Annotated in this window: 12 protein-coding genes; 10 read left to right on the top strand and 2 right to left on the bottom strand. The window is 70.4% G+C overall.

Annotation, left to right across the window (positions count from 1 at the left end; translation table 11 throughout):
• Positions 1-20 precede the first annotated feature (20 nt).
• From yajC to VFZ92_RS39175, 5 genes are all read left to right on the top strand, one after another.
• Positions 21-398, top strand: coding sequence for a preprotein translocase subunit YajC (gene yajC, locus VFZ92_RS39195; protein ID WP_330882626.1), 378 nt, complete (start codon positions 21-23; stop codon positions 396-398).
• Positions 399-600: 202 nt separating this feature from the next.
• Positions 601-2,460 (top strand): protein translocase subunit SecD, encoded by a 1,860-nt coding sequence (gene secD / locus VFZ92_RS39190; RefSeq protein WP_330882624.1) that lies wholly within the window; start codon positions 601-603, stop codon positions 2,458-2,460.
• 1 nt (position 2,461) lies between these two features.
• Positions 2,462-3,652, top strand: a complete 1,191-nt coding sequence (gene secF / locus VFZ92_RS39185) for a protein translocase subunit SecF (protein WP_330882622.1) — start codon at positions 2,462-2,464, stop codon at positions 3,650-3,652.
• Positions 3,649-4,167 (top strand): adenine phosphoribosyltransferase, encoded by a 519-nt coding sequence (locus tag VFZ92_RS39180; protein WP_330882620.1) that lies wholly within the window; start codon positions 3,649-3,651, stop codon positions 4,165-4,167. Before secF ends, VFZ92_RS39180 begins: the two co-directional genes overlap by 4 nt.
• An 80-nt stretch (positions 4,168-4,247) precedes the next feature.
• On the top strand, positions 4,248-6,548 hold the full coding sequence (locus VFZ92_RS39175) for a bifunctional (p)ppGpp synthetase/guanosine-3',5'-bis(diphosphate) 3'-pyrophosphohydrolase (protein WP_330882618.1): 2,301 nt from the start codon (positions 4,248-4,250) through the stop codon (positions 6,546-6,548).
• On the opposite strand, the gene VFZ92_RS39170 is transcribed toward VFZ92_RS39175, so the two are convergent.
• The gene (locus VFZ92_RS39170; RefSeq protein WP_330882616.1) at positions 6,487-7,365 is read right to left on the bottom strand and encodes an alpha/beta hydrolase; all 879 of its coding nucleotides are present in this window, start codon (positions 7,363-7,365) and stop codon (positions 6,487-6,489) included. The two genes, VFZ92_RS39175 and VFZ92_RS39170, sit on opposite strands and share 62 nt — an antisense overlap.
• Positions 7,366-7,463: 98 nt before the next feature.
• On the opposite strand from VFZ92_RS39170, the gene VFZ92_RS39165 reads away from it, so the two are divergent.
• Positions 7,464-7,820, top strand: a complete 357-nt coding sequence (locus VFZ92_RS39165) for a helix-turn-helix domain-containing protein (protein ID WP_330882614.1) — start codon at positions 7,464-7,466, stop codon at positions 7,818-7,820.
• A 102-nt stretch (positions 7,821-7,922) separates the two neighbouring features.
• Here VFZ92_RS39165 and VFZ92_RS39160 read toward each other — a convergent pair whose 3' ends face one another.
• Positions 7,923-8,792 carry a peptidylprolyl isomerase gene (locus VFZ92_RS39160; RefSeq protein WP_330882612.1) on the bottom strand — a complete coding sequence of 290 codons (870 nt, stop codon included), beginning with the start codon at positions 8,790-8,792 and terminating at the stop codon, positions 7,923-7,925.
• A gap of 170 nt (positions 8,793-8,962) precedes the next feature.
• Between VFZ92_RS39160 and VFZ92_RS39155 the strand changes: the two genes are divergently transcribed.
• From VFZ92_RS39155 to VFZ92_RS39140, 4 genes are all read left to right on the top strand, one after another.
• Positions 8,963-9,661 carry an MBL fold metallo-hydrolase gene (locus VFZ92_RS39155; RefSeq protein ID WP_330882610.1) on the top strand — a complete coding sequence of 233 codons (699 nt, stop codon included), beginning with the start codon at positions 8,963-8,965 and terminating at the stop codon, positions 9,659-9,661.
• Position 9,662: 1 nt separating this feature from the next.
• On the top strand, positions 9,663-10,925 hold the full coding sequence (gene hisS, locus VFZ92_RS39150; protein ID WP_330882608.1) for a histidine--tRNA ligase: 1,263 nt from the start codon (positions 9,663-9,665) through the stop codon (positions 10,923-10,925).
• The gene (locus tag VFZ92_RS39145) at positions 10,922-11,554 is read left to right on the top strand and encodes a hypothetical protein (protein ID WP_330882606.1); all 633 of its coding nucleotides are present in this window, start codon (positions 10,922-10,924) and stop codon (positions 11,552-11,554) included. The genes hisS and VFZ92_RS39145 overlap by 4 nt, the downstream gene beginning before the upstream one ends.
• 229 nt (positions 11,555-11,783) lie before the next feature.
• Positions 11,784-13,040, top strand: coding sequence for an extracellular solute-binding protein (locus VFZ92_RS39140; protein ID WP_330882604.1), 1,257 nt, complete (start codon positions 11,784-11,786; stop codon positions 13,038-13,040).
• Positions 13,041-13,045 lie beyond the last annotated feature (5 nt).

The following is a 13,045-nucleotide window of genomic DNA, read 5'->3' as shown; positions in this document are numbered from 1 at the left end:
GTCCGGCCGAACGGAGAATGATGAACCTTTCGTCCCTGATGTTCCCGTTGCTGCTGGTGCTGCTCGCCGTGCCGCTGTTCCTCAGCGCTCGCAAGCAGAAGCGCGCGGCAGCCGAGCAGCAGCAGCTCCTGGCCTCGCTGGAGCCGGGTGACCGCGTGATGACGACCTCGGGTCTCTACGCGACGGTCGCCGACGCCAGCGATGACGCCACGATCGACCTGGAGATCGCCGACGGCGTGGTCACGACCTGGCTCCGCCAGGCCGTGCGCGAGAAGATCATCCCGGCGGACGACGTCGACGAGGTCGAGGACGACGAAGAGGACGCCGTCGTCGACGAGGTCGCCCCGGCCACCGCCGCGGAGATCGCCCCGCCGCTGGAGCACAACACCAAGAAGTGAGCGCGTCGGAGCGCGTCGGTCCGCGGTTGGCAACGGTCAACACTGCCAACTGCGGGCAGTGACGTCCAGCTCACACGACGCGGGGTACGCTGCGCCCTCGCCCGGACTGAACACCTTCGGGTGAGGGCGTGCTGTCCTCGTCCCACCAGGACGAGGGTGGCCGACCTGACATCATCTTCCAGTTCGAGGAGACGGACGGACCGTGGCACCTCCGGCCGGGCAGATCCGCCCAGCGAAGTACCTGGGCGCATTTGTCCTCATCGTGGTCGCGCTGTACTCCCTGGTGTTCTTCACCGGGAACGGCAAGGCGACCCCCAAGCTCGGCATCGACCTCCAGGGCGGCACGAGGGTCACGCTGACCGCTCGAGCCCCCGACGGGAAGACTCCGACGGACGAGGCGCTCAACCAGGCCCGAACCCTCATCGAGACCCGTGTCAACGGTCTCGGTGTGTCCGGCTCCGAGGTCGTCCGCGACGGCACGAACCTGGTCATCACCGTGCCGGGAGCCGACGGCGAGGGCGCCAAGAGCCTCGGCAAGACGGCGCGCCTGGCGTTCCGCAAGGTCGTGGGCTCCCCGGCGCCGAACGCCCCGCTGGCCCCGCAGACGACCGGCTCGGCACCCCCGGCGTCGACGTCCGGCAGCCCCGCTCCCACCTCGGGGTCCGCCCCGGCCGGTGAGACCGCGGGCTCCACGCCGCCGTCCAGCGGCGCTCCGCAGGGCCGCCCGGCCCCGCTGCTGGAGGGTCAGCCCGCCAGCACGGACCCGTCCGCGCCCCCGGCGAGCGACCCGGCGCAGCCGCCCGCGAGCGACGCCGCGCAGCCGCCCGAGGGCCAGCCCGACTGCCAGGCCGTGTTCAACGGCAAGTACTCCGACGACACCACCAAGGCCATCGCCGAGGCCAAGGCGTGCAGGCAGGACCCGGCGCTCACCACGCTGGACGCGCAGACCGTGCAGCAGGCCCTCCAGGCGTTCACCTGCCCGGTCGACGTCGACCCGCTGATCGGCAACGACGACTTCGACAAGCCCCTGATCACCTGCGACCAGGACAAGGCCAACAAGTACGTCCTCGCACCGGTCAACCCGACCGCGGACGACAAGACGGTCAAGGAAGACGACTTCTCGCTCTACACCCGCCTGACCGGTGAGGACATCAACAACGCGACCTCGGGCAGCGACCCGCAGGGCGCGGGCTTCGTGGTCAGCCTGGACTTCAAGGGCGACGGCGGGTCGAAGTGGGGCAAGTTCACCACCGCGAACACGCAGCAGCAGGTCGCCGTGGTGCTCGACAGCCAGGTCGTGTCGGCGCCGAACATCAACGAGCCGATCCTCGGCGGCAGCACCCAGATCAGCGGCACCTTCACGCAGAAGGAGGCCGACCAGCTCGCCAACGTGCTGAAGTACGGCTCGCTGCCGCTGTCGTTCGAGGCCTCCGAGGCCGAGACGGTGTCCGCGACCCTGGGCCTCGCCTCGCTCCAGGCCGGTCTCCTCGCCGGTGGCATCGGCCTCGGCCTGGTGTTCCTCTACTGCCTCTTCTACTACCGCCTGCTCGGCGTGCTGACGATCCTGTCGCTGCTCCTCTCCGGTGGCATCGTCTACGCCGTCCTGGTGCTGCTGGGCCGCTGGATCGGGTTCACCCTGGACCTGGCGGGCATCGCGGGCTTCATCGTGTCGATCGGCATCACGGCGGACTCGTTCGTGGTCTTCTTCGAACGGTTGAAGGACGAGGTGCGGGAGGGCCGGTCGTTCCGGTCGGCCGTGCCGCGCGCCTGGATCCGCTCGCGGCGGACGATCCTCTCCGCCGACGCGGTCAGCTTCCTGGCCTCGGCGATCCTGTACGTGATCGCCGTCGGCCAGGTGAAGGGCTTCGCGTTCACGCTCGGCATGTCGACGGTGCTCGACCTCGTGGTCGTCTTCCTGGTCACGCACCCGCTGGTGGCCCTCGCGTCGAAGTCCAAGTTCCTGTCCAACCCGAAGGTGTCCGGCCTCGGCGGGGCGCAGCAAGCCGGTGTCGACCAGCGCGCTCACGCGGGCTCGAAGACCACCGCCGTGAAGGAGGCCTGACGTGGCGAAGGTCAAGGGCAACGGAGTCTTCCACCGCCTCTACGTGGGCACCGGCGCGTTCGACATCATCGGCAAGCGCAAGCGCTGGTACGTGATCTTCGGGATCATCCTGCTGATCTGCGTCGGGTCGATCGGGATCAAGCAGTTCAACCTGGGCATCGACTTCGTCGGCGGCACCAAGATCCAGATGCCCGCCGCGAGCTCGCAGGGCGACATCCAGGTCGAGGCCGTCAAGGAGAGCTTCAGCAAGGCCCTCGGCGAGGACGCCACCGCGGTGCAGAGCGTGGGCACCGGCGGCACGGCGACGATCCAGATCCGCACCGAGACGCTGAACACGGAGCAGGTCGCCAAGCTGAAGACCGCGCTGAACGACGACCTGAAGCCGACGGGCGGCATCCAGTCGATCAGCGACAGCGCCGTCAGCGCCTCCTGGGGCGGTGAGATCACGACCAAGGCCCTGATCGCGCTGCTGGTGTTCCTGGTGGCGGTGGCGATCTTCCTGGCGCTGTACTTCGAGCTGTCGATGGCCATCGCGGCGCTCATCGCCGTGTTCCACGACGTGATCATCACGGCGGGCGTGTACTCGCTCGCCGGGTTCGAGGTCTCGCCCGCGACGGTGATCGGTCTGCTGACCATCCTGGGCTTCTCGCTCTACGACACGGTGGTCGTGTTCGACAAGGTCAAGGAGAACACCAGGGGCATCCTGGGCCTGACCCGGCGCACGTACGCCGAGGCGGCCAACCTGGCGGTCAACCAGACCCTGATGCGGTCGATCAACACCTCGCTGATCGCCCTGCTGCCCGTGCTCGGCCTGCTCGTGATCGGCGTCGGCCTGCTCGGCGTCGGCACGCTCCAGGACCTGGCGCTCGTGCAGCTCACGGGCATCTTCATCGGCGCCCTGTCGTCCATCTACATCGCGACCCCCGCGGCCGTCGACCTGAAGATGCGCGACCCGAAGTACAAGGCGCAGGCCCAGCGGGTCCTCGCCCGCCGCGAGAGCCTGGCGAAGAAGGCCGCCGCCGGGCAGTCGACCGGTGAGGCCCCCGAGGGCATCGAGTCCAGCGACGAGTCGGTCCTGGACGCCGAGCTGCGCAAGGAGAAGGCGTACGCGGCGGCGGCCGGGGTGCCGTCCCGCACGCCGAAGGCCAGCGACCTCCGTCGTGGCCGCCCGACCGGCAAGAAGCAGCGTTGAAGCTCGACAACGCGCTGAAACTCCTGCGTGAGGTCCCGGACTTCCCCCGTCCGGGGGTCGTCTTCCGGGACCTCACGCCGGTGCTCGCCGACCCGGACGCCCTGCGCGCCGTGGTGGACGGGTTGCAGGACAAGATCGACCCGGACACGCAGGTCGTCGCCGCGATCGAGTCGCGCGGGTTCCTGCTCGGAGCCCCGCTCGGGTACGGCTGGCGCTACGGCGTCGTGCCGTTGCGCAAGCCGGGCAAGCTGCCCGCCGTGGCCCACCGGGTGTCGTACGACCTGGAGTACGGAACGGCGGAGCTGGAACTGCCCGCGGGCGCCATCCTGCCTGGTCAGCGTGTCGTGATCGTGGACGACGTGCTCGCCACCGGGGGCACCGCCGAGGCCGCTTGCACACTCGTGGAGCGCGCGGGGGCGATCGTGACGGGCATCTCCGTGGTCCTGGAGATCACGGCCCTGGACGGTCGTTCCCGACTAGCCGGGCGGAACGTCAGCGCGCTGCTCGCCGTGTGAAGTACCCCGCTCGTCGCCCCGCGCGCCGATTTTCCCGGCGCGCGGGGCTATCCTCGGGTCCTAGCCCCTGAGGAGCGTGGTTGAGCCAGGACACCGAACCCGCGGCGACGACGCAGCCCGTGCCCGCACGGCCGCCGTCAGCCACCAGGCGCGTGCGCGCGCGACTCGCGCGGCGCATCACCGCTCAGCGGGCGGCGCCCGTGAAGCAGGTGCTGGAACCCCTCGCCGCCGTCCACCGCGACCTGCACCCGAAGGCCGACCTGGCCCTCCTCCAGAGCGCGTACGACGTGGCGGAGGAGAAGCACCGGCCCCAGCGCCGCAAGTCCGGCGACCCGTACATCACCCACCCGCTCGCCGTGGCGACGATCCTGGGCGAGCTGGGCATGGACACCACCACGCTGGTGGCCGCCCTCCTGCACGACACGGTCGAGGACACCGACTACTCGCTCGAAGCCCTCCGCGAGGACTTCGGCGACGAGGTGGCCCGGCTCGTCGACGGCGTCACGAAGCTCGACAAGGTGAAGCTGGGCGCGGCGGCCGAGGCCGAGACCATCCGCAAGATGGTCATCGCCATGGCCAAGGACCCCCGCGTGCTGGTCATCAAGCTGGCCGACCGGCTGCACAACATGCGCACGATGCGGTTCCTGCCGCCGGAGAAGCAGGCGCGCAAGGCGCGGGAGACCCTGGAGGTCCTCGCCCCGCTCGCGCACCGCCTCGGCATGGCGACCGTGAAGTGGGAGCTGGAGGACCTCGCGTTCGCGATCCTCCAGCCGAAGAAGTACGACGAGATCGTGCGGCTGGTGGCCAACCGGGCGCCGTCGCGCGACACGTACCTCGGCGGGGTCATCACCGAGCTGACGGGTCAGCTCGAAGGCTCGCGGATCACCGCGAAGGTCGAGGGTCGGCCGAAGCACTACTACTCGATCCACCAGAAGATGATCGTCCGGGGTCGCGACTTCGACGACATCCACGACCTGGTGGGCGTGCGCATCCAGGTGGACGAGGTGCGCGACTGCTACGCCGCCATGGGCGTGGTGCACGCGCTGTGGCAGCCGATGCCCGGCCGGTTCAAGGACTACATCGCCCAGCCGAGGTTCGGCGTCTACCAGTCGCTGCACACGACCGTGATCGGCCCGGACGGCAAGCCGCTGGAAGTGCAGATCCGCACGTACGACATGCACCGCACCGCCGAGTACGGCATCGCGGCGCACTGGCGGTACAAGGAGACGCGCGGGACGCACAACGGCAAGGGCGTCGAGGTCGACGAGATGGCGTGGATGCGCCAGCTCCTCGACTGGCAGCGGGAGGCCGCCGACCCCGGCGAGTTCCTGGAGTCGCTGCGCTTCGACCTGGCCGCGCGGGAGATCTTCGTGTTCACGCCCAAGGGCGACGTGGAGACGCTCCCGGCCGGGTCCACGCCCGTGGACTTCGCCTACTCGGTGCACACCGAGGTGGGCCACCGGTGCATCGGCGCCCGCGTGAACGGGCGGCTGGTCGCGCTGGAGCGGAAGCTGGAGAACGGTGAGGTCGTCGAGATCTTCACCTCGAAGGCCGAAGGAGCGGGCCCGTCCCGCGACTGGCTGTCGTTCGTCGCCTCCCCCCGCGCCAAGGCGAAGATCAAGCAGTGGTTCGCGAAGGAGCGCAAGGAAGAGGCCATCGAGGTCGGCAAGGACGCCATCGCGAAGGAGGTCCGACGCGTCGGGCTGCCCCTTCAGCGGCTGGTGTCGGCCGACTCGATGGGCGCGCTGGCCAAGGAGCTGCACTACCCCGACGTGAGCGCCCTGTACGCCGCGGTCGGCGAGGGGCACACGTCCGGGCGGCACGTCGTCCAGCGGCTGGTGGCCCAGCTCGGCGGGGTCGACCACGCCGAGGAGGAGCTGGCGGAGCGGTCCACGCCGTCCACCGTCACCCGGCGGCGGGTCACCGGTGACGCCGGTGTCGTCGTCAAGGACGCCACCGACGTCTGGGTGAAGCTGGCCCGGTGCTGCACGCCGGTGCCGGGGGACGACATCCTCGGGTTCGTGACCCGCGGCGGCGGCGTCTCGGTCCACCGGACCGACTGCACGAACGCCGACGAGCTGCTGGCCTCGCCGGAGCGGTTGCTGGACGTCGAGTGGGCGCCGTCGGCGTCGTCGGTGTTCCTGGTGGCGATCCAGGTGGAGGCGCTCGACCGGCACCGGTTGCTGTCGGACGTGACGAAGGTGCTGGCCGACGAGAAGGTCAACATCCTGTCGGCCTCGGTGACCACGTCGCGGGACCGGGTGGCGGTCAGCCGGTTCTCCTTCGAGATGGGCGATCCGAAGCACCTCGGGCACGTGCTCAAGGCTGTGCGCAGCGTCGAGGGCGTGTACGACGTGTACCGGGTGACGTCGGCCAGCTGAGGAAGTCCGCGAGCAGCGGCAGCAGCGCGTCCGGTCGGTCCAGCGGGATGATGTGCCCGCAGTCGGCGATCACGTGGCCGGTCAGGTCGTCGGCGACCGGGCGCAGCTGCCGTTCCAGCGCCGCCCCGACCGGGTGGGCGCCGATCGTCAGCGTCGGTGTGGTGAGCCTGCCGTGCTCCACGGCGTCGCGGATCTGCTCGGCGGTCGTGGGCATGGCGCGGTAGTGCTCGAAGGCGCAGCGCAGGGACTCACGGCCGGTGTAGGCGTCGACGAACGCCGCCTCGATGTCCGGTGGCACGCCTCGGCCCTGGGTGCCCGCGGTGAGGAAGAACCCGAGGTACTCGGCTTCGTGGCCGGTCAGCACCTGTTCGGCCAGGCCGGGGACCTGGTGGAAGCCGAACCACCACGGTGGGGTGAAGGCTTCCGCGCCCGGCAGGCCGCCCAGCAGCGACTCCATGAGCACCAGGCGGTCGACCCGCTCCGGGTGCCGCACCGCCAGGAGGAACGCCGGTGGTGCGCCCGCGTCGATGCCCACGACGGTCGCGGTCTTCTCGCCGAGCGCGTCCAGCAGGGCAGCCGCGTCCTGGGCCAGGGTGTCCGCGTCGTAGCCGTTCGTCGCCCTGGTGGTGCCGCCCAACCCCCGGAGGTCCGGGGCGATCACGCGTCGGCCGTCGGCCAACGCCGGGATGACGTCCTCCCAGACTCGCCAGGTGTGCGGGAAGCCGTGCAGCAGCAGGATCGCCGGTCCCGCCCCCGCCGTGGCCACGGTGATCTCGATGCCGTTCGCGGCCACCTCGGTCACGCTGATGTCGGTCATCCCGGCTCCTTCGCGGTTACCATTGGTTACCTGGTGAAGCTAGGTAATCCCGTTGGCCGTGCCAAGACGGCACTTCCGCGTCAGGTGGTGAGGTCCAGGTGACCCGTGGAGACCTGTTCAGCCCCGCGTGCCCCACGCGGCGGCTGCTGGACCGGATCGGGTCCAAGTGGACGTCGATGGCGGTCAAGGTGCTGGCCGAGGCCGCGCCGGACGAGGTGCGGTTCGCCGACCTGCGGCGGCGCATACCGGGGATCTCGCAGAAGATGCTGTCCGTGACGCTCCAGAGCCTGGTGGCCGACGGGCTGGTCGCGCGGCGGGTGGAGCCGGCCGTGCCGGTGCGGGTCCACTACCGGCTGACCGAGCTGGGGCTGTCGCTGGAGGTGCCGCTCGCCGCGCTGCGGGAGTGGGCCGAGACGCACATGGCGGAGATCGACCGGGCGTCAGCGGCGCGATAGCGCGGTTCGACAGGATGGCCACGGGTCCCGAGGAGTACCCAGGGGAAGACGCGAAGGGCCCCGGCACGGTGTGCCGGGGCCCTTGTGCGTGAGCGGTGCTGTCTAGCCGACGGTGACCGTCTCGAACTTGACTTCCTTGTTCGGCTTGCCGCCGCCGGGCGACGGGTCGAAGGCTCCGTCGTGGCCCGCCCTCGCGACCTCGTCGATCAGCTTCAGGCCCGCCTCGTCGATGCTGCCGAACACGGTGTAGTCGGGGGACAGCTGCGCATCGCCGTAGACGATGAAGAACTGGCTGCCGTTGGTCCCCTTCTGCGTCTCCGGGTCCGCGCCCGCGTTCGCCATGGCCAGGTACGAACGGCCGTAGGTCAGCTCGGGCCACACCTCGTTGTCGAACGCGTAGCCGGGGCCGCCCGAACCGGTGCCGGTCGGGTCGCCGCACTGGAGCATCTGGAGGCCCTCGGTGCCGATGCGGTGGCAGCCGGAGCCGTCGTAGTACTTCTGGGCGACCAGGTTGACGAAGCTGTTCACCGTGCAGGGGGCCAGCGACTTGTCCAGCGTCAGCTTCAGCTCGCCGATGTTGGCCTTGATCGTCACGGTCTGCGTGCCGGTGGAGGCGATGCCGCCTGCCTCGGGGGCCTTGATGCCCTCCTTGGCACCGGGCTCCTTGGACGGGCGGTACTCGCAGGCGACCGGGTCGGCCAGCGGGGTGGGGCGCTTCGGCAGGGCCTTGATCTCCGTGGGGATCTCGACGGGCTTCGGCGCCGAGCTGCTCTCGCCGGGGGAGGCCTCGGCGTCGCCGTCGCTCCAGTCGTGCGTCGCGAGGAAGTAGACGCCGCCCGCGACCACGATCACGGTCAAGGTCGTCGCTACCAGCGCGGTAAGCCTGCGGCGCTTCGCTCGTTGCTGTCGGTTGACGAGCTGACGCTCCAGCTTCCGCTTTGCTTGTTCGCGGCGCTGCTCGTTGTTCGGCACCTGCTCCCTCCCCAGGGATCTCGTGCTTCGTGGGTGGATACAGCACGTCGGCAAAGCCGACAACTTGGGCAGTCTAGGGGGCACGTATATGGCTGGTGTGTGCCGGCTAGGCTGGTGCAGCGGTTACACCGCGTTCCGTTGCCAATCCGTTGCCGTCGAGAGGTGCCGCCGTGCTGGTGATCGGGTTCCCGACCGGCGCCCTGCAGGCCAACTGCTACCTGCTGGCCACCGGCGAGGGCGAGGCGTGCGTCGTCGTCGACCCCGGCCAGGACGCCGTCGAGCCGCTGGAGAAGGCGCTGCGTGAGCACCGGCTGTCGCCGGTCGCCGTGCTGCTGACCCACGGTCACTTCGACCACTCGTTCTCCGTCGCCCCGGTGTGCGACGGCCACGACATCCCCGCCTGGATCCACCCGGACGACCAGGAGATGCTGTCGGACCCGCTGAAGGGCATCAGCGCCGAGACGGCCGCGTTCTTCGGCGGGAAGCTGGAGATGCGCGAGCCGAAGCAGGTGCGCGAACTCTCCGACGGCGCCGAACTGGACCTCGCCGGGCTGCGGATGACCGTCGACCACTCGCCGGGCCATACGAGCGGGTCGGTGATGTTCCGAGCGGGCACCGAGGAGGGCGGACGGCTGGTGCTGTCCGGCGACACCCTCTTCGCGGGCTCGATCGGTCGCACCGACCTGCCGGGCGGGGACCACCGGAGCATGCTGACGTCGTTGCGCCGCAAGGTGTTGACGTTGGCGGACGACACGGTGGTCCTGCCCGGCCACGGACCGACGACCACCATCGGCCGCGAGCGCGTGAGCAACCCGTACCTGACGCAACTGGGCGACTCCGCGCCGGCCGCACCGCACCGAGGACTGTGACGTGACTGCTTTTTCGGCACCCAAGGGTGTCCCCGACTACTTCCCGCCGACGTCCGCCTCGTTCCTGGCGGTCCGCGAGGCGCTGACCGAGCCCGCGCGCCTGGCGGGCTACGGCTACGTCGAGCTGCCGGTCTTCGAGGAGACGGCGCTGTTCGCCCGCGGCGTCGGCGAGTCCACGGACGTCGTGAGCAAGGAGATGTACTCCTTCGCCGACCGCGGCGACCGGTCCGTGACGCTGCGCCCCGAGGGCACGGCCGGGGTCATGCGGGCCGTGATCGAACACGGTCTCGACCGCGGCCAGCTGCCCGCGAAGCTCCAGTACGCCGGGCCGTTCTTCCGCTACGAGCGCCCGCAGGCCGGTCGTTACCGGCAGCTCCAGCAGGTCGGCGTCGAGGCGATCGGCGTCGACGACCCGGCGCTGGACGCCGAGGTGATCGCCATCGCCGACGCCGGGTTCCGCTCGCTCGGGCTCACCGGCTACCGCCTGGACATCACCTCGCTCGGTGACGGCACGGACCGCCCCCGGTACCGGGAGAAGCTCCAGGAGTTCCTGGCCACGCTGCCGCTGGACGAGGCGACCCGCGAGCGCGCGCGGCTGAACCCGTTGCGGGTGCTGGACGACAAGCGCCCCGAGGTGCGCGCGCTGATGGACGACGCGCCGCTGATGCTCGACCACCTCGCCGCGGAGACGCGCGAGCACTACGAGGCGGTCAAGGGTTACCTGAACGACCTGGGCGTGAAGTTCACCGAGAACCCGCGGATGGTGCGCGGCCTCGACTACTACACGAAGACCACGTTCGAGTTCGTGCACGACGGCCTGGGCTCGCAGTCCGGCATCGGTGGCGGCGGTCGCTACGACGGGCTGATGGAACAGCTCGGCGGGCAGCCGCTGTCCGGCGTGGGCTTCGGGCTCGGCGTCGACCGGACGCTGCTGGCGTGCCAGGCCGAGGGCATCACGCCCGGCGACCTGACCCGCTGCGACGTCTACGGCGTGCCGCTCGGCGAGGCCGCCAAGTCGCGGCTGGTCGGGCTGTCCGGCGAGCTGCGCGCGGCGGGGGTGCGGTTCGACCTCGCCTACGGCGGCCGGGGCATGAAGGGCGCGATGAAGGCGGCGGACAAGTCCGGCGCCCGGTTCGCCCTCGTGCTCGGCGAGCGGGACATCGAGGCGGGTGTCGTGCAGCTCAAGGAACTCGCCACCGGTGACCAGCGCGCGGTGCCGCTGGCCGACGTGGTGATCTCCGTGCGGGAAGCGCTGGGCCGGTGACCGACGACGCCGAGCGGATCCCGCTGGACCTCCTCGACCCGGCGACGGTCCGCAAGCGGGCGCGCATGGTCGCCATCGGCGCGGTCATGGTGGCGGGGTTCATCGGTGGTGTCCTGGGCCTGATCGCGGGCCGCGGGCCCGGTCTGATCGCCCTGGCGATCGTCGCCCTGCCGCTGCTGATGCTGGCGTGGAGCGAAGCCCGCCGCCGGGTCTGGCTCCAGGGCCAGGTGCTGTCGGTGCGGGCGTTCGGCACGCGGTCGGTCGACCTGCGGACGGCCGCCGAGCTGGACCTGCTCGTCACGGACGTCCGCGGCACCCGCACGGTGGGGCTGTTCGTGCGCGGCGGCGGCAAGGCGATCAACCTGGCGCTGGCGATCTACGCGGGCACCGGCGGACGGGAGCAGGGCGTGTTCCCGCTGCGCAGGCTGGCGGACGTGCTGGCGGGCCGGGGCGACCCGAACGGGCTGGTGTTCTCCCAGCTGCTCGTCGCCCAGCTGCGGGCCGAGGCGCAGGGCATGGCGGCGGCCGACCGGCCGCTCTACCAGCTCGCCTCGCTCGCACCCGGTGGTCGGCTCGCGCAGAAGCTCACCCCGGACGCGGTCTCCCGGTTCGTCGCCTCACTGGACTGACGCGACACAGCCCGAAGCGGCCAACTGGTCAGGTTAAAACTGACCAGTTGGCCGTTTTTCTTTGTCCGGCCGAAGTGTCAACCGCCGTTCGGTAGATCATCTGAACGGTTGCTGGTCTGCGGAAACATCATGTTGCTCTCGATGCTTGACCGAGAGATTGGTCTATGCCACCTTCTGTGGCAGCAGATTTGGTCTTACCAATGGTCAACATCGCGCCACGAGGTGACTGATGAAGAGCCCCCGCCTGATCGCCGCCGCTCTCGCGCTGGCGTTCGCCACCGCCGCCTGCGGTTCGTCCACGCCCACGGCCTCCTCGGACGGCCCCGTGACGCTGGACGTCTGGCTCATGAAGGACAGCGTCACCCCAGACTTCCTCCAGCGCTTCACCAGCGACTTCGAGGCCGAGAACTCGGGCATCAAGCTGAACGTCCAGATCCAGGAGTGGGGCGGCATCGGCCAGAAGGTCGTCAGCGCGCTGGCGAGCAACGACGCCCCCGACGTGATCGAGGTCGGCAACACCCAGGTCGCGCAGTACGCGGCCAGCGGCGGCGTGGTCGACCTGACCGACAAGGTCGACGAGCTGGGCGGCGGGGACTGGATCCCCGGCCTGCGCGATCCCGGCGCGGTGGACGGCAAGCAGTACGGCATCCCCTACTACGCCGCGAACCGCGTGGTCATCTACAACAAGGACCTGTTCGCCGCGGCCGGGATCACCGCGCCGCCGAAGACCCGCGCCGAGTGGCTCGACACCACGGCGAAGCTCAACCAGGGCACGACCCAGGGCATCTACCTGCCCGGCCAGAACTGGTACGTGCTCTCCGGGTTCCTCTGGGACGAGGGCGGCGACCTCGCCGTCAAGGACGGTGACCGGTGGAAGGGCGGCCTCGGCACGCCCGCAGGCGCGGCGGCCGTGGACTTCTACAGGTCCCTCCAGGCGCTCGGCCAGGGACCGAAGGACTCCGACGAGGCCAAGCCGCAGCAGACCGACGTCTTCGCGAGGGGTGACGTCGCGCAGCTGATCGCGGTGCCCGGCGCGGCGGGCCTGATCACCAAGGCCAACCCGGCGCTGGAGGGCAAGCTCGGGTTCTTCCCGATCCCCGGCAAGACCGCCGACGAGCCCGGCGCGGTCTTCACCGGCGGCTCCGACCTGATCGTGCCGCAGTCCTCCACCCACCCGGACCAGGCCTACACGATGATCAAGGCGCTGGCGGGGGAGAAGTGGCAGACCGAGCTGGCGAAGGCGATGAACTACGTGCCGAACCGCACCAGCCTCGCCTCGGCGCTGGCGGAGAACCCCGGCGCGGCCGCGATGGCGGCGGGCGCGGTCAACGGCCACGGCACCCCGCAGTCGCCGAACTGGGCCGCGGTCGAGGCGAAGAACCCGGTGAAGGACTTCCTCACCGCGGTGCTGACCGGCGGTGACGTCGCCGCGGAGGCCGAGAGGGCCGACGACGTGATCGCCACCGCGCTCAACTCCGGCAAGTAGGCCGG

The organism is Umezawaea sp., from assembly GCF_036375055.1.
Lineage (GTDB): Bacteria > Actinomycetota > Actinomycetes > Mycobacteriales > Pseudonocardiaceae > Umezawaea.
This window is presented reverse-complemented; position numbering and strand designations above follow the sequence as displayed.